Origin of the sequence: Saccharopolyspora halophila (assembly GCF_039531955.1) — a bacterium.
Lineage (GTDB): Bacteria > Actinomycetota > Actinomycetes > Mycobacteriales > Pseudonocardiaceae > Saccharopolyspora > Saccharopolyspora halophila.
In genome coordinates this window covers 128,077-144,014 of sequence record NZ_BAAARA010000023.1, presented here as the reverse complement: position 1 = coordinate 144,014, position 15,938 = coordinate 128,077, and the positions used below count along the sequence as shown (strand labels likewise).

The 15,938-nt window shown below is 71.7% G+C and carries 17 protein-coding genes; 10 read left to right on the top strand and 7 right to left on the bottom strand.

Going from position 1 to position 15,938, the window contains the following annotated elements; genetic code table 11:
* Window positions 1-281: 281 nt before the first annotated feature.
* Genes ABD289_RS23680 through ABD289_RS23670 form a run of 3 tightly spaced genes read left to right on the top strand, consistent with a single transcriptional unit; the run spans window position 282 to window position 3,237 of the window.
* A complete protein-coding gene (locus tag ABD289_RS23680; RefSeq protein ID WP_344137260.1) occupies window positions 282-878 on the top strand; it encodes a TetR/AcrR family transcriptional regulator in 597 nt (198 codons plus the stop codon).
* Window positions 875-1,630, top strand: coding sequence for an ABC transporter ATP-binding protein (locus ABD289_RS23675; protein WP_344137257.1), 756 nt, complete (start codon window positions 875-877; stop codon window positions 1,628-1,630). The genes ABD289_RS23680 and ABD289_RS23675 overlap by 4 nt, the downstream gene beginning before the upstream one ends.
* Complete coding sequence (locus tag ABD289_RS23670) at window positions 1,627-3,237, top strand: hypothetical protein (protein ID WP_344137254.1); 1,611 nt, start codon at window positions 1,627-1,629, stop codon at window positions 3,235-3,237. The genes ABD289_RS23675 and ABD289_RS23670 overlap by 4 nt, the downstream gene beginning before the upstream one ends.
* On the opposite strand, the gene ABD289_RS23665 is transcribed toward ABD289_RS23670, so the two are convergent.
* From ABD289_RS23665 to ABD289_RS23655, 3 genes are all read right to left on the bottom strand, one after another.
* Window positions 3,234-4,586, bottom strand: coding sequence for a vWA domain-containing protein (locus ABD289_RS23665; RefSeq protein WP_344137251.1), 1,353 nt, complete (start codon window positions 4,584-4,586; stop codon window positions 3,234-3,236). The genes ABD289_RS23670 and ABD289_RS23665 overlap by 4 nt on opposite strands.
* The gene (locus tag ABD289_RS23660; RefSeq protein ID WP_344137248.1) at window positions 4,583-5,455 is read right to left on the bottom strand and encodes an AAA family ATPase; all 873 of its coding nucleotides are present in this window, start codon (window positions 5,453-5,455) and stop codon (window positions 4,583-4,585) included. The genes ABD289_RS23665 and ABD289_RS23660 overlap by 4 nt, the downstream gene beginning before the upstream one ends.
* 76 nt (window positions 5,456-5,531) lie before the next feature.
* Window positions 5,532-7,061 (bottom strand): molybdopterin-dependent oxidoreductase, encoded by a 1,530-nt coding sequence (locus ABD289_RS23655; RefSeq protein ID WP_344137245.1) that lies wholly within the window; start codon window positions 7,059-7,061, stop codon window positions 5,532-5,534.
* Window positions 7,062-7,198: 137 nt separating this feature from the next.
* On the opposite strand from ABD289_RS23655, the gene ABD289_RS23650 reads away from it, so the two are divergent.
* Entirely contained in the window at window positions 7,199-8,254 is a 1,056-nt protein-coding gene (locus ABD289_RS23650; RefSeq protein ID WP_344137242.1) for an NAD-dependent epimerase/dehydratase family protein, read from the top strand.
* On the opposite strand, the gene ABD289_RS23645 is transcribed toward ABD289_RS23650, so the two are convergent.
* Genes ABD289_RS23645 through ABD289_RS23635 form a run of 3 tightly spaced genes read right to left on the bottom strand, consistent with a single transcriptional unit; the run spans window position 8,222 to window position 11,222 of the window.
* Window positions 8,222-9,241 (bottom strand): sensor histidine kinase, encoded by a 1,020-nt coding sequence (locus tag ABD289_RS23645; protein WP_344137239.1) that lies wholly within the window; start codon window positions 9,239-9,241, stop codon window positions 8,222-8,224. The two genes, ABD289_RS23650 and ABD289_RS23645, sit on opposite strands and share 33 nt — an antisense overlap.
* Window positions 9,229-9,933: a response regulator transcription factor gene (locus ABD289_RS23640; protein ID WP_344137236.1), complete on the bottom strand. Its 705-nt coding sequence runs from the start codon at window positions 9,931-9,933 to the stop codon at window positions 9,229-9,231. Before ABD289_RS23640 ends, ABD289_RS23645 begins: the two co-directional genes overlap by 13 nt.
* Before the next feature lie 5 nt (window positions 9,934-9,938).
* On the bottom strand, window positions 9,939-11,222 hold the full coding sequence (locus ABD289_RS23635) for a hypothetical protein (protein WP_344137233.1): 1,284 nt from the start codon (window positions 11,220-11,222) through the stop codon (window positions 9,939-9,941).
* Window positions 11,223-11,363: 141 nt separating this feature from the next.
* Between ABD289_RS23635 and ABD289_RS23630 the strand changes: the two genes are divergently transcribed.
* The 5 genes from ABD289_RS23630 to ABD289_RS23610 all read left to right on the top strand — a co-directional run bounded on the left by ABD289_RS23630 (window position 11,364) and on the right by ABD289_RS23610 (window position 14,446).
* Complete coding sequence (locus tag ABD289_RS23630; RefSeq protein WP_344137230.1) at window positions 11,364-12,014, top strand: glycosyltransferase family 2 protein; 651 nt, start codon at window positions 11,364-11,366, stop codon at window positions 12,012-12,014.
* Entirely contained in the window at window positions 12,011-12,664 is a 654-nt protein-coding gene (locus ABD289_RS23625) for a TIGR04282 family arsenosugar biosynthesis glycosyltransferase (protein ID WP_344137227.1), read from the top strand. Before ABD289_RS23630 ends, ABD289_RS23625 begins: the two co-directional genes overlap by 4 nt.
* Window positions 12,661-13,341 (top strand): methyltransferase domain-containing protein, encoded by a 681-nt coding sequence (locus ABD289_RS23620; RefSeq protein ID WP_344137224.1) that lies wholly within the window; start codon window positions 12,661-12,663, stop codon window positions 13,339-13,341. Before ABD289_RS23625 ends, ABD289_RS23620 begins: the two co-directional genes overlap by 4 nt.
* A gap of 415 nt (window positions 13,342-13,756) precedes the next feature.
* Window positions 13,757-14,044: a hypothetical protein gene (locus ABD289_RS23615; RefSeq protein WP_344137221.1), complete on the top strand. Its 288-nt coding sequence runs from the start codon at window positions 13,757-13,759 to the stop codon at window positions 14,042-14,044.
* 51 nt (window positions 14,045-14,095) lie between these two features.
* Complete coding sequence (locus tag ABD289_RS23610) at window positions 14,096-14,446, top strand: TraR/DksA C4-type zinc finger protein (protein WP_344137218.1); 351 nt, start codon at window positions 14,096-14,098, stop codon at window positions 14,444-14,446.
* Between the two features lie 24 nt (window positions 14,447-14,470).
* Here ABD289_RS23610 and ABD289_RS23605 read toward each other — a convergent pair whose 3' ends face one another.
* Window positions 14,471-15,367 carry an acyl-CoA desaturase gene (locus ABD289_RS23605; RefSeq protein WP_344137387.1) on the bottom strand — a complete coding sequence of 299 codons (897 nt, stop codon included), beginning with the start codon at window positions 15,365-15,367 and terminating at the stop codon, window positions 14,471-14,473.
* A 272-nt stretch (window positions 15,368-15,639) separates the two neighbouring features.
* On the opposite strand from ABD289_RS23605, the gene ABD289_RS23600 reads away from it, so the two are divergent.
* Window positions 15,640-15,891: an SHOCT domain-containing protein gene (locus ABD289_RS23600; RefSeq protein ID WP_344137215.1), complete on the top strand. Its 252-nt coding sequence runs from the start codon at window positions 15,640-15,642 to the stop codon at window positions 15,889-15,891.
* Window positions 15,892-15,938: the final 47 nt, after the last annotated feature.

Sequence of the window (15,938 nt, the reverse complement as noted above, 5' to 3'; positions counted from 1 at the left end):
GCGCCGACCTCGGATCCGACCCCGGCCGCCTTCGAGGCGGAGGCCGACCTTCCGACTCGGCAGTCGCCGCCCGCGTCCGCCGGCAGCCGCGCGCGAGCGCGGAGCGCCGTTGTTTCCGCACCGCATGGATCCGCGCTGCGAGGCCGATCTCGGCGAACGCCTGCCGGCCCGTTCGCTCGGGCCTCCGGCGGCCGTGCGTACCGCTGCCCGGAATCGGGAAAATCGGATACCTTGGCATCAGTGCCAAAGTTTTGGCATCGGTGCCAAGGGGGTGAGCCGGGGTGACGCTGACGCAGGAGGTGCGCCGGCGGCGGATCGTCGAGGCGGCGATCGACTGCCTCGCGCGCGACGGATGGCACGCGACGACGCTGGCCGCCGTGGCGGCGGAAGCGGGGATCAGCAGAGGGCTGATCTCGTATCACTTCGCGGGCCGCGACGACTTGCACCGCGCGGTGCTGGAATCGGTGGCGGAGACGATCTTCGGCGCCGGTTCCGAAGCCACGCAGGCCCGGATCGACGCGGCGACCTCGGCCCGCGACAAGCTCGCCGCCTACATCGAGGGCAACCTGCGCTTCATCGCCGAGCACCGGCGCGAGATGGCCGCGCTGGGGCAGGTGATGCCCAACCTCCGCCGCGATGACGGCTCCGCTCGGTTCGACGACGCGGCCGAGGAGCCGATCATCGCGGGAACGGCCCTGCTGTTCGAGCACGGGCTCGCCACGGGCGAGTTCCGCGAGATCGATCCGCGCACCACCGCGTACGCGCTGCGCCGCTGCATCGACGGCGCCGCCGTGAAGATCGTCGCCGATCCCGGTTTCGACATCGACGCCTACGCCCGAGAGCTGACGGCCCTGTTCCTGCGAGGAGTGCAAGCTTGACCGCGACGACCACACCCGCCGTCGAGCTCTCCGGGCTCACCAAGCGGTTCGGCGAGCACATCGCCGTGGACTCGATCGACCTGTCCGTCCCACCGGGCACCTTCTACGGCATTCTCGGCCCCAACGGCGCTGGCAAGTCGACGACGCTGGCGATGATCGCGGGGCTGCTCGCCCCGGATTCGGGTGACGTGCGCGTCGCCGGGTTCGACACCACCCGGCAGCGCGAGGATGCGCTGGGCGCTCTCGGGATCATGATGGAAGGGCTCTCCCTTCCCGAGCGGCTGACCGGCGCCGAACTGCTGGAGTACACCGCGCGGCTGCGCGGCCTCGACCGGGGGTGGCGACTGCGCGCCACCGACCTGCTGGAGGTCCTCGAGCTCGACCGCGCACCGTCGACGTTGATCGTCGACTACTCCACCGGGATGCGGAAGAAGATCGGGCTCGCCGTGGCGCTGCTGCACCGCCCGCGAGTTCTGGTGCTCGACGAACCCTTCGAAGCCATCGACCCGGTCTCGGCGCGCGCCATCGAGGGTTTGCTGCGGCAGTACGTCGACGGCGGTGGGACCGTGCTGCTGTCCAGCCACGTCATGGACGTCGTGCAGCGCATCTGCGAGCGGGTGGCTCTGATCAAGGACGGCCGCGTCCTGACCGAGGGCACCGTCGAGGAGGTCAGCGCGGGCGGCACGCTCAACGAGACCTTCCTGCAGCTCGTCGGCGCCGCACCGCAGCGCGAGATCGGGTGGCTGGCATGAGCGCGCGGACGACGTTCGCCGCGCTGCGCTGGCGGATCATCCGGCACGGTCCGAACGACGAGCGCGGTTTCGGGCTGATCACCGGATTGGTGGCTGCGGCCGGGGTGCTCGCGCTCGCGGTGCTCGCCCGGACCGGGACGCTGCACCCGAGCTGGTTGACCGTCGGCATCTCGGCGTTCGGGCTGACCTGGTTGCTGGGCCCGATCCTGCTTCCGGGCTCGGCACCGATCCTCGACCCGCAGTGGTTCCGGACGCTGCCGCGGCGCCCGAGCCGGATCGCCCGCGAGATGGCCGCCGGCGAGGCGATCGGGGTCGGAACGGTCATCACCGCCGTCGCGCTCAGCGGCATGCTCGTGATCGCCGCGCCGCACGGTCCGGTCGCGCTGATCGTCGCGGTGCTCGCGGTGGTGGCGCAGCTGTTGTTCTTGCTCTGGCTCGGCAGGTGCGCCACGGCCGCGGTCTCCCGATTGCTGCGCTCGACGCTGGGCATGTGGGTCGCGGCGTTTCAGATGTCGGCGCTGCTGGCGATCTCGTTCGCCGGCTGGGTGCCCGTCGTCGCGCTGGTCCTGCCGAACCTCGGCGAGGGCGGCACCGAGCTCGTCACGCCGCAGGTGAGCGGCGCGGTGCCCGCGGCGATCGAGAACGCGCTGCTGGCCCTGCCCACCGGCTGGGGCCTCGCGGCCGTCGACGCCGCGAGCCCTCCGAAGTCCTGGTTCGCCGCGGTGCCGATCCTCGGGCTGGTCGTGGCCGGTGCGGCGCTGCGCCGTCTCTGGATCGCTCTGACGGCGCACACGCTCCGCAGGCCGCCGGCTCGGGCACGGAGCAACGTCACGGCCAGGGCTGCCGCGTTCGGTCCGCGAGACGGCGGAGCCGTGCGGGCGGTGGCCACGCGCGAGATCAAGACCTGGCTGCGCGACCCGCACCGCAAGCTCGGGCTGGGCCACGCGTGGCTGACCCCGTTGCTGATGATCTTCCTGGTCGCGCCCAGCGGCTGGTCCTGGGCGCTGCCGTTCATCGGCGTCATGGCGGCCGCGCTCGGCGCGATGGTCGCGGTCAACACCTACGCGCTCGACGGCACCGCGCTGTGGCAGCTCCTCACCACTCCTGGGGCCGTCGACGCCGATGTTCGCGGCAGGCAACTCGCGTGGCTGCTGCTGTTCGGCGCTCCGGGCCTGGTCCTGACGGTGCTGCTGTGCCTGGCCAGCGGTTCTCCCCTCTGGGCCGTGGCGCTCGGGATGACGCTGGCCGCGACCGGAGCCGCGTGCTCGGCGGCACCGCTGTGCGGCGTCCTCATGCCCGCCCTCGGCGCCGATGCCCGGGACCGCGTGTCCACCGCGGACAACTCCGGCAACTCCGCGGGCGCCGAGTACGCGGTCTTCACCGCCGTGGCCGCCGCCGCGGCCGTCCCGGTGGTGCTCGCTCAGCTCAGCGGTGCGGGAGGGATCTGGCCCGCGCACCTGGCGCTGGGCTCGGCGGCGGGCGCGGCGCTCGCGCTCGTGCTGTCTCGCCTGACCTCCCGGTATCTCGGGCGAACGGGACCGGCCCTGCTCTCGGCCATGGCGGCGGGCGACGCCACCCGGCTCCGGAGCGAATCCGCCGCCGGCTAGACCGGTAGCAGGGTGGAGACCAGGTGGGCCAGGCGGCGGGTGTTGCGGCACTCGTGCATGTCCACGATGTCCGCGTAGGCGTGCGCCGCCGAATCGCCAGTGGCCCAACGGCTCTCGGCCTCCGGGTTGAGCCAGAAGACCCTGCGCGCCTTCTCCTCGATGGCCCGCAGCGACTCGAGATCGGGGTTCCAGCCGTTGGTCCTGGCATCGCCGAGGACGAGAACCGACGTGCGGGGTCCCACGGCGTCCAGGTGCTCGGCGACGAACTCGGCGAAGGCGTTGCCGTAGTCGCTGCTGTCGTGCCAGCCGGTGACGGTGGCCTCGGCGCGGATGCGCTGACCGAGCTCGGCCGGGTCCGCCGCGCCGGGCTGGACGAGGTGGGTGACCTCGTCGGTGCGGTTGACGAAGGCGAAGACGCGGACCTTGCTGAACTGGTCGTGCAGCGCCTGCACCAGCAGCATCGTGAAGTTCGCGAACCCGGCCACCGACCCCGAGACGTCGCACAACAGCACGATGTCCGGTCGAGCCGGACGCTGGTGGGCGTAGGCCGGGCGCAGCGGAACGCCGCCGGTGGACAGCGACCGGCGCAGCGTGCGGCGCAGATCGATGGAGCCGCGCGCGGCCCGGCGACGGCGAGCCGCCATCCGGGTGGCGAGCTTGCTGGCCAGGGGCTGCACGGTCCGGCGCAGTTCGGCCAGCTGCTCGCGCCCGGCGTTGAGGAAGTCCACCTGGTCGGCGCTCGGGGCGACGGCGTGCCGGGCGACCTGCTCGGTGCCGCGCAGCTCGGCGGCCCGACGGCGCGCCTCGGCGCGGACGCGCTCGCGGAAGGACTCGATGCGCCTGCGGACCTCGTCGCGGTCGAGCCGGTCGGTGAACTCCTCCTCGTCTTCGACGTCGGCGCGCATCGCGGCCAGCGCCGGGGCCAGCACGGTCTGCGGCTGCAACCGGTCCAGCGCCTGGTGCGCCGACCAGCCCTGCGGGGAATCCCCGTCGCCGATCCGGCCGAGGGAGTCGACGGCTTGCCCCGCCAGCTGCGTCAGACTCGCCGAGTCGCCGTCGGCCAGCGCCCGCACCAGCCGCTGCTCCAGATCGGTTCCCTCCGCACCGCGCGCGCTTTCCGGGGCGCCCACGCCCAGCGGGAAGTAGAGGTCGAAGAGCGCGTCGAAGACCGCGCGCTGGCCGTCGGCGCGCAGCAGCGCCGCCGCCAGGCCTTCGCGCAGTCGCTCCCGGTCGGCCATCCCGAGCGCTTCCAACGCGGCTGCGGCATCGACGGTTTCACCGGGACCGACGCGAATTCCCCGCTCGCGCAACGCTCCGGCGAAGCCGACCAGACGTGCGGGCAACGTCACGGCACGACCAGCTTCTCGACCGCTGCGCGCACGTCCTCCTGGTGCTTGAGCACCACCCCGAGGCTGTCGCGCACCACGTCCTCGTCGAGACCCTCGGCGCCCAGCGCCAGCAGGGTGCGGGCCCAGTCGATCGTCTCGGAAACCGATGGCGACTTGCGCAGCCGCATCTCGCGCAGCGCGCCGACCACCTCGACCACCGAGGCCGTCAGCGCGTCGTCGAGACCGGGCACCTTGAGCCGGACGATGCGCTGCTCGAGATCGGCCTCCGGGAAGTCGATGTGCAGGAACAGGCACCGGCGTCGCAGCGCTTCGGACAACTCGCGGGTGGCGTTGGAGGTCAGCACCACGAACGGCCGCCGCGAGGCGCGCACCGTGCCCAGTTCGGGAACGGTGACCTGGAAGTCGCTGAGCACCTCCAGCAGCAGGCCCTCCACCTCGACATCGGCCTTGTCGGTCTCGTCGACGAGCAGCACCGTCGGCTCGTCGCCGCGGATGGCGCTCAGCAGCGGCCGGGGGAGCAGGAACTCCTCGCCGAAGATGTCGGTGCGGGCCTCGTCCCAGGTCTCGTCGCGACCCGCGGTGATGCGCAGCAGCTGCTTGGCGTGGTTCCACTCGTAGCGCGCGCGGGACTCGTCGATGCCCTCGTAGCACTGCAACCGCACCAGCCTGGCCTCGGCGACCTCGGCCACCGCGTTGGCCAGCTCGGTCTTGCCCACGCCCGCCGGTCCTTCCACCAGCAGCGGCTTGCCCAGCTGATCGGCGAGGAAAACGGTGGTGGCCACCGCGGTCGAGGCCAGGTAGCCGGTTTCGGCGAGCCGGTCGATCACGTCGTCCACCGAGTCGAAGAAACCGGTTCCACCGTCGCTCATGAGCACTCCCGTCAACTGTTTCCCAGCCGAACGGTTGCTCAGCCCGCGCGCGGTTGTCCCGTGGAAGTGACGCCGATCACGTGCACCGCAAGCGGAGCTCGTGCAGCCCGGTCGCCCCGTCGGGCAGCACGCCCTGCACGACGTCGGTCTGCGCGGCGCCGGTGCTGTCGATCGCGCGGCAGCGCACCACGTGATCACCGGGTTCCAGTTCGAGCCGGGCGCGCCACATGCGCCAGGTATCGCGACTGACCTCGGTGGTGAGCTCGGTGTTCTGCCAGGGGCCGCCGTCGGCGCTGACCTGCACCGCCCGGATCCCGGTGGGCTGAGCCCACGCGATCCCGGCCACGGTCACCGTCCCGGCAGGCACCGAGGAGTTCGGTCGCGGGCGGTCGATGCGCGACTGGGGCTTGATCGGGGCGTCGCGGGCCCAGCCGCGCCGCTGCCAGTAGTGCTGCTCGGCGAACGTGGTGACCTTCGCGTCGACCAGCCACTTCGTCGCCGAGACGTAGCCGTAGAGGCCGGGCACGACCATCCGCACCGGGAATCCGTGCTCAGCGGGCAGCGGCCGCCCGTTCATCTCGAAGGCGAGCAGCGCGCCGCGATCCGGTTCGAGCAGCACGTCCAGCGGTGTGCCTGCGGTGTAGCCGTCCGAGCTGCGGGTCAGCAGTTGCTGCGCTCCCGGTCGGACCCCGGCTTCGAGGAGCAGGTCGCGGACCGGTACGCCGACGAAGTTCGCGGTGGAGATCAGGTCGCCGCCGATCGGGTTGGACACGCAGGCGAGCGTGATCGCGCGCGCCTCCAGCCGTCGGTGGAGCAGGTCGTCGAAGCTCAGGTCGAGCTCGGTGCCGACCATGCCGTGCACCCGCAGCCGCCAGTCCTCGGCGCTGAGCTGTGGCACGACCAGGGCAGTGTCGATGCGGTAGAAGTCGCGGTTGGCGGTCAGGAAGGTCGGCGTGCCCGAAGCGGCGAAATCCGCACCGGACGGGATCGCGGGCAGGGGCACACGTGGCAGCCGCGAGGCCACCTCGGCTCGCGAGGACACCGCTCCCGAACCCCGCGACAAGACGCTGCCACCCGCCGCGGCCAGGCCCGAGCCGACCACGACCAGACCGGAGGTGGCCAGGAACCGGCGCCGGGCCCAGCCGCTGGAAGCCGGAGCGAGTTGCTGCTCAGCGCGATCCGGCCGCGCGGCGATCCACCAAAGCAGCCCGAAGGCGCCGACACCCACGACCAGCGACACCAGCGCCGGGAGCACCCCACCGCCTGCCCGGGTGGCCGCCGCCGCTAGCCCGACCACCCCGAACGCTGCGATCACCAGCGCACCCGGCCACCAGCGCAACCAGGACAGCAGTCCGGCTCCGACGGCGAGCGCGGCGACCACCAGCAGCATCCCGACGAGGAGGGCGATCTTGTCGGCGGTGCCGAACACCGCGACCGCGAACTCCTTGACCCACGCAGGAGCCAGGTCGATCACCGCACCGCCGACGGCCACCGGTGGTGAAGTGCGCGGATCACCGAGCGCGGCGGCGAAGTGCCCGGCGGCCAGCGCGGCCGCCGCTGACAGAAGCCCGATCGCGGCCGCCCGGCCGCGCGGTTGAGACGTCATACCGCCATCACACGCCGCCCGGGCTCCGGACGCCACAGGCGGGCCGCATCGGTAAGGGACTCGAAAGTTCTTGTGAAACGATGACATCCCGCTGCGCGCGGGTCCATCCGGCTCAACACGTGCCTAGCGTCGGTGTCATGCGAGTACTGCTGACCGGCGCGGCCGGATTCATCGGGTCGGCCGTGGCCCGGACCCTGACCGAGCACGGTCACGAGACCGTGCGCCTCGACGCGTTGCTGCCGCAGGCGCACGGGGTCGAGACCGAGGTCGACCGATCTCTCGTGCGCGGTGATGTCCGCGACGGCGACCTGCTGCGCCGCGTGCTGCGCGGGGTCGACGTGGTCTGCCACCAGGCGGCGATGGTCGGCCATGGCGTCGATCCCGGCGACATGCCCGGCTACACGGCCAACAACGATCACGCCACCGCGGTCCTGCTCGCCGCCATGCACGAAACCGGCGTCTCGCGGCTCGTGCTGGCCTCCTCGATGGTGATCTACGGCGAAGGCCGTTACCGCTGCCCCGGCCACGGGCTCGTGCGCCCCGCGGCCCGCAGCGCTGCGGACATCGATGCGGGCCGCTTCGAGCCGCGCTGCCCGGAATGCGGACGCGCACCGGAATCGGAACCGGTACCCGAGGACGCCGCGCCGGACCCGCGCAGCACCTACGCGGCCACCAAGCTCGCGCAGGAACACCTCGTGGCCGCGTGGGCGCGGCAAACGGGCGGTCGCGCGTGGGCGCTGCGGTATCACAACGTCTACGGCCCCTGGATGCCCAGCGGCACGCCCTACGCGGGGGTCGCTTCGCTGTTCCGCTCCGCGCTGCATCGCGGGGAGGCGCCCGTGGTGCTCGAAGACGGGCGGCAACGCCGGGATTTCGTGCACGTCGGCGACGTGGCAGCGGCGAATCTGGCCGCCGCGGAGACCGAACCGCCGGGCGGGTTCGAGGCGGTCAACATCTGCTCCGGGCAGCCGCGCACCATCGGTGACCTCGCCGATGCGCTCGCCGAGTCCTGCGGCGGCCCGGATCCGGTCATCGCGGGCGGAGCGCGCAGCGGCGACGTGCGGCACATCGTGGCCGACCCGGCCAAGGCCGAGCGCGTCCTGGGGTTTCGCGCTCGGGTCGATTTCGCCGACGGGGTGGCCGCATTCGCCAGCGCGCCGCTACGCGAGGCCGCTGCGCTCGGCCAGCGGTAACCGGACCTCGAAGCGGCAGCCCGCGCCGCGATTGGCGGCCCGGATCGTGCCGTCGTGCGCCTGCACCAGCCCTTGCGCGATCGCCAGCCCGAGCCCGCCGCCCTCGTCGTCGCGGGCCCGATTTCCCCGGTAGGCGACTTCGAACACGCGGTCCAGGTCCTGCGGGTCGATACCGCCGCAGGCGTCGTCGACCCGCAACCAGGCTCTGCCGTCGTCCACCCCCGCAGTGAGCACCACCGTTCCCTCCGCCGGGGTGTGGCGGATGGCGTTGGACAGCAGGTTGCGCACCACCCGCGCCAGTTCCGGATCGCTGCCGGTGACCACTGGCCACTCGCTGGTGTCGGTGCGCAGCCGCACGCCCCGGCGCTGGGCCCGCGGGTGCTCGGCCGCGATCGCCTCGCTGACCACGTCGCGCAGCGGAACCGTGGAGAACTCCAGCTGCAGCGCGCCCGCGGTGATCCGGGAGAGCTCGAAGAGGTCGTCCACCATCCGCGAGAGCCTGCCGGTCTCGTCTCGGATGCGGTCGGCGTAGGCGCAGACCTCGCCGGGCTCGTCGACCACGCCGTCGGAGAGCGCCTCGGCCATCGCGCGGATGCCCGCCAGCGGAGTGCGCAGGTCGTGGCTGATCCAGGCGACCAGCTCGCGGCGCGAGGCCTCGGCCTGGCGTTCGCGCGCACGCGCCTCGCGCTCCCACACGCTCCGGCGCGCGATGTTGCGGCCGAGCACCACCGCCACCGGCACCGTGATCACGCCGACCGCGGTGCAGATGACCACCACGGTGGTCAGCAGCGGGCCGAACATGAACCCGGTGACACCCAGCACACCGGCCAGCGTGGCCAGCAGCGGCACCAGCACCAGCACCGTCAGCGCGGTCGCCAGCGACCGCTGGCGCAGCAGGTACAGCAGTCCCGCGCCCAGCAGCGCCACCGGCAGCGACAGCCCGATCGCGTAGGGGGCGACGTGGGTGAGCTCGGTCAGGACGTCCATCGGTCGCCCTCCGGGTCGTAGCGGTAGCCCACGCCCCACACGGTGCTGATCCGGTCGGGCCGGTCCGGGCTGGGCTCGATCTTCTCCCGCAACCGCCTCATGTGGACGGTGACAGTGGATTGGTCGCCGAAGTCCCAGCCCCAAACCGATTCCAGCAGCTCGGCGCGGGAGAACGCCCGCTTGGGATTGCGCAGCAGGAACGCCAGCAGGTCGAACTCGCGGGTGGTCAACGACAGCTCCACCTCGTCGAGCGTGCACCGCCGCGCGCCCGGATCGAGCACCAGCGAGCCGTCCACGAGGGGTTCCTGCGGCGGCGGGGGAGCGTTGGTAGCGCGGCGCAGCACCGAGTTGACGCGCAGCACCAGTTCGCGCGGGCTGAACGGTTTGACCACGTAGTCGTCGGCACCCAGCTCCAGGCCCAGCACGCGATCGGATTCCTCGCCGAGCGCGGTGAGCATCACGACCGGTACCGGCCCTCGCTTCCGGATCCGCTCGCACACCTCCAGCCCGCCGATGCCGGGCAGCATCAGGTCCAGCACGACCAGGTCCGGGCGCCGTTCGGCGTGGCACCGCAGCGCGGACTCCCCATCGTCGGCCAGGTCCACCACGTAGCCGGCGCGCTCCAGGTAGCGGCGCACCACGTCGCGCACCGCGTGGTCGTCGTCGACGACCAGCACCCTGCTGTCTCGCATCCCGCTCACCAGTTCGTCGCGATCAAGTGGTTCACCGCCAGCGCGGTCACCGCTTGCAGGCTCAGCCACCAGCGATGTGCGCCACGCGGGAGCAACGCGCCACCGACGGCGAACCACACCGCGAACGGCAACCAGATCCTCTCCACCTCGGCCTTGCTCAGCCCGGACAGGTCCGCGATCAGCACCGACGCCGCGGCGGCGAGCACCAGCCACCCCAGGGCGCCGCGGTTCCGCAGACCGCGTTGCACGGCGGCCACCGCCAACGGGCCGGCCGACAGCAGAAACGCTCCGAGATTGCCGAACACCCAATAAGCGTAGGGCCGGTTGGCGAATTCGCCCTGGTGATAACGCTGCACGACGAGGTGATATCCGTCGAGCCACCAGAAACCGGCCGCGGCGAACGCCGCCAGCACCGCCGCTGTGCTCAGCCCGGCGAACAGCAGTGCCCTCCAGTCTCGAGTGCGCAGCAGCACCGCCAGCACCACCGGCAGCATCAACGTCAGCCCGTAGCTGAGGAACAGCCCGAACCCGAGCAGTGCTCCACCGGCCAGAGCGGGCCACCAGCGGCCGCGGTTGATCGCCAGCAGCGCGACGCCGGTGGCCGTCACCCCGGCGAACATCCCGTCGGCCGATACTCCGGCCCACACCGCCCCGGGAAGCAGCACCGCGAACGGCATCACGGCACGTCCCGCGGCCTCGTCGCGCAGCGCCCGCGCGGTCATCGGCACCGCGACCGCCACCAGCGCGGCGACCAGCAGCGTGACCACGGCCGCCCAGGTGCCACCGCCGAGTCCGAGCCGCTCGAGCCACACGTAGAACAGCAGCGTGCCCGGCGGGTGCCCGGAGACGTGCACCGTCCACGAATCGGGTTGTCCTGCCAGGATGTGATCGGTGAAGGTGGCGAGGGTGGTCCCGATGTCGTGCACCCGGGGCACGTCGTGGAGGTATTCGGGCCAGTCGGTCAGGCGCGCGACCACCCCCGCGTGCCAGCCGTCGATGAGGGCCAGCGACAGCATCCAGGCCACCGAGGCCACGTAACCGGCCGCGAGCAGGACGCGCCAGGGCAGTGCGCTCGACGGTCCCCAGGTGATGACGGTGATGGCGACCAGCAATGCCAGGGGAGTGCCCACCCCCGCGCGCGGGTACCAGAAACCGAAGATCGGTGCGGCGTCGGCGAACAAGGGCGCACCGGCCCGGTTCGCGAGGAATCCAGCCGCAGCGGTGGCGGCGATGATCAGAACGGCGAGCAGGAACGCGGGCAGACCGGCTCGGCGGAGCGAGGATGACACCGGCGTCAAGGTAGTCCGGCCGGTGCGGCCCGCCAACCGCGCACCGCGATCCGTCAGAACTCCGTAAGATTCCTGTGCCGTAATGATTCGGTAAGCACCGCAGAGCTTTTCGGTCTCGCGGCGGTGCGCTTGCATGGCGGTGTGGAACAAGTCGACGTGGTGCTGCCCTGCCTGGACGAGGCGGCCGCCCTGCCCGGAGTGCTCGCCGCCCTGCCGCCCGGTTACCGCGCCCTGGTCGTGGACAACGGATCGCGCGACGGATCGGCCGGAATCGCCGAGCGACACGGTGCTCGCGTGGTGCACGAACCGCGACCCGGTTACGGAGCCGCCGTGCACACCGGCCTGGAGGCCGCGACGAGCGAGTTGGTGGCCTTCCTGGATTGCGACGGGTCGCTGGATCCGCAGGAGCTGCCGCCCCTGGTCGAGCAGGTGCGCCGCGGAGCGGACCTCGGTACCGGGCGGCGAGTGCCGGTTTCGGCTGCGGTTTGGCCCTGGCACGCCAGGGCGGGCAACGCGCTGATCGCCGCACTCGTCCGCCGACGCGGGCTAGCGGTCCACGACATCGCTCCGATGCGCGCCGCCCGGCGGGTTGAGCTGCTGGGGCTGGGCATCGAGGACCGCGCCTTCGGTTACCCGCTCGAGCTGCTGTGCAAGGCGGCTGCGGCGGGCTGGACGGTCGCCGAGCTCGACGTCTCGTACCGCTCGCGAGCGGCTGGCACCCGGTCCAAGGTGTCCGGTTCGGTGCGCGGGACGTTGCGCGCCGCCCGCGGGATGGCAGGAGTGCTGCGATGACCGCGCTGCTGGTGGTGGCCAAGTCTCCGGTGCCGGGGCAGGTCAAGACCCGGCTGTGCCCACCCGCCACGCCCGAACGGGCCGCCGACATCGCCGCGGCCTGCCTGCTGGACACTCTCGAGGCCGTGCGCGCCACGCCGGGGGTTCGCCCGGTCGTCGCGATGACCGGCTCGCTCGACGCGGCTCGGCGCTCCGTCGAGCTCCGTTCGCAGTTGCGGGAATGCCTGGTGATCGAGCAGCGCGGCAACGGGTTTCCCGCACGACTGGCCGCTGCCCACGCGGACGCCGCCGCGCGGTTTCCGGGACGACCGGTGTTGCAGATCGGCATGGACACCCCGCAGCTCACCCCCGAGGTGCTCACCGAGGCCTGTGCCGGGCTGGAACGCACCGAGGCCGTGTTCGGCCCCGCAGACGACGGCGGGTGGTGGGCCATCGGGTTTCCCGATCCGCGCGCGGCCGCGCTGCTCGCCGACGTGCCCACCTCCCTGGGCGATACCGGAGACCGCACTCGCAAAGCGCTGGCGGACAACGGATTGCGGGTCCACGAGCTCCGCGAAATGACCGATGTGGACACCATCGCCGATGCGCGCGCCGTCAGCGCCCTGGCCCCGCGCGGCCGATTCGCCGCCGCGCTCGGAGGGCTCCGATGAGCCGTGAGTTCGACGTGCTGTACGGCGCTTCCGGTGTCCTGGAAACCTCCGACGGACGTTCGCGCGCCCTGCGCGGAGAGCGGTGGTGCGACGAGCCCGATGAGGCCGATCGGGCGCTGCTGGACACCTGCGCTGGCCCCACTCTCGACATCGGTTGCGGTCCGGGCAGGCTCACCGGCGAACTGGCGGCGCGCGGGGTCGTCGCACTCGGCATCGACACTTCGCCCTTGGCGGTGCGCCTGACCAACGGGCGCAACGGGCCCGCGTTGCGCCGCGACGTCTTCGCCGCGCTGCCCGGTGCGGGCGACTGGCGGGAAGCTCTGCTCATCGACGGGAACATCGGCATCGGTGGCGATCCGGCAGCGCTGCTGCGGCGAGTGCGCGGACTCCTGCGTCCCGGAGGGGTGGCGTGGGTGGAGGTCGAACCGCCCGGTGCCGGGGTCTGGATCGGTGGTGCGCGCGTGGTGCGCGCCGGACGCGGCGGTGCGGTCTTCCGGTGGGCCGTCGTCGGTGCCGAGGCCATCGAGGCCCTCGGGCTGGCCGCCGGGTTCCGCCGCGTCCGGGTGACCGAGCTTTTCGGCAGGTGGTTCGCAACGCTAACGTCAAACCCGGATGATCTCGACTCGGTGCGGCCGGAGGCAGACGATTCAGCAAACCCCATGTGGACGATGCGATGAACCGGTGCGGTGAGCGCAATTCGGTCGAAGCGCGATGAAACGCGTCCTCGCGGCCGTCCAGTCCTCCGTTCGGCGTGAATTCCTGTCCGATTTGGTCGAACTCATCGCATTGGCAGGATTGAACGGGGTCGTACATGCGGTGTTCTGCGTTTCGAACGGACGATGCCGCGCAGACGTAGCTGGGCTTCCCGATGCGGGTGTGGGCGGTGATCCTGGTCGCGCTGTCCGGCCTGGTCGTGACCGACCTGGTCGTCGTCGGCAGGCGGCCGCACGAGGCCGGGATACGCGAGCCCGGGTCGTGGGTGGTGGGCTACGTCGCGCTCGCCGCGATCTTCGGCGGACTGCCCTACGCCTTCGCCGGTTCGTTAGCGGTGCGCAGTTCTTCGTCGGTTACATCACCGAGTACAGCCCGCCGGTGGTCAACCTCCAGCTCCACTTCGTCATCGGAGGGCGGCTCAGCTACCTCGGCCACGGGCTCGCGGTGATTCTCGGCTTCATCGGCGCGAAGCCCCACGTGGAGGCGCTGCACGGCTCGCACATCGAGGAGATCAAGCGCGGCGCCCCGCACATCGGCATCGCAACCTCGCTGGGGTTCATCGTGCTGACCTTGGCCGTGCCCGCGGTCGCCAGCCTGCTGCGCTCCCGGAACCGCAAGGCTGCCGGAACCGCAAGCCGGAAGGTCCCGCTACCCCCGAACCGGTGAGCGCGGGGCCCGACCGGGAATAGCTCCGCGTCCGGTGGTGTTGGTCACGGCATGGCGCGCAAGTCGCCGGAGCGGATGGTCGCCGAGGAACGCGAGCGGGTGGAGCAGCGCATCGAGTCGTTGCAGCGCCACCTCGCGTCCATCGTCGAGTCCGCTGCCTGGACCACCAACGATGATGAGCACGACCCCGAGGGCGTGACCATCGCCTACGAGCGCGCCCAGACCCAGGGGCTGCTCAGCGATGCCAAGAGCGAGCTCGAGGCCCTCGACCACGCCGACGAGCGGCTGGCCAAGGGCACCTACGGCACCTGCGAGAACTGCGGCAAGCGCATCTCCCAGGAACGCCTGGCGGCGCTGCCCGCTGCCACGACCTGCATCCGCTGCGCCAACTCCCGCCGCTGAGGGCTGCGGGAGCTCGGCGGACGCTCAGTCCTCGGTGCTGAGCCGGGAGACGCGCTGCGGCGTTGGCCAGCGGACGTTGTAGACCCACCCGAGCTTCTCGAACAGCCAGATGGTGCGGGCGGAGATGTCGATCTGGCCGGGTTTGACCCCGTGCCGGGCGCAGGTGGGATCGGCGTGGTGCAGGTTGTGCCAGGACTCTCCCATGCTCAGGATGGCAAGCGGCCAGAAGTTGGCGGCCTTGTCCCGGCTGCGGAACGGCCGTTCGCCGACCAGGTGGCAGATGGAGTTGACCGACCAGGTGACGTGATGGGCGAACGCCACGCGGACGAGCCCGGCCCAGAAGAACGCGGTGAACGCGCCCCAGGCGGTCCCGGTGATGGCCCAGCCCATCAGCGCGGGCAGGACGAAGGTGAGCAGCGTCAGCGGACCGAAAAGCCGGTGCACCAGCCGGATGTCGCGGTCGGCCAGGAGATCGGGAGCGAAGCGCTGCTGGTTGGTCAGATCGCGCTCGAAGACCCATCCCATGTGCGCGTGCCAGAACCCGCGCGCCAGCGCGGCAGGCGTGGTGCCGAACGCCCACGGGGAGTGCGGGTCGCCCTCCCGGTCCGAGAAGGCGTGGTGGCGCCGGTGATCGGCCACCCAGTGCATGATCGGCCCCTGCACCGCCATGCTCGCCGCCACCGCCAGCGTGATGCGCATCCACCGCTTGGCCCGGAAGGCGCCGTGGGTGAAGTACCGGTGGTACCCGACGGTCACGCTCAGGATGGTCAGCACGAACAAGCCCGCCGCCAGCGCGGCGTCCCACCAGCGCAGGCCCCATCCCCAGGACAGCGGCACGGCCGCGAGCAGGGCGAGGAACGGTCCGAGGATGAACACGTAAACGGCCACCTGCGGGCCCGGGCCCCGGCGTCCCGCCAGCATCGGTTTCGGTCCGGTGATCTCAGTTTCCACGATTGCTCTCCTCTGCTTGCCCGAGCGGGCCCGTTTCCACGGAACCGCGCGTGCGCAGGTGGGTACAACGAACTGCGTGGCAAACCGGGATGAACGCCGACTACGTCCGGTTGGCAACGTATCGCGCCGCGCCGGTCTACGCACGCGGTGGTAGTGCAGATGTCGCTCGCCGACCGACGCCGGTGGACCGCTCGGAGCGGAGGCTGATGGGTATCAGCCGGTGATTTCGAGAGGTGGCGACGATGATGACCGAGTTTCTCGTGGAATGGGGCCCCGCCGGGCACGGTCCGCACGTGGACGGCCCGTTCTGGATCTTCCCCCTGGTGTTCCTGGCGCTGATCGCCGCACTGGTGGTCACCGCGATCATCACCATGCTGCGCCGGTCGCGGCGCCCGTCGGCGACCGAGCGGGCGAAGTCGGTCCTGGCCGAACGCTTCGCCGGTGGTGAGCTCAGCGCGCAGGAATACCGGGAACGCCTCGGCGAACTGGATTGACCTCGAAGGCCGCAGGCGGTTCCGCGGTGCTTCGATGGCGGCGCTCA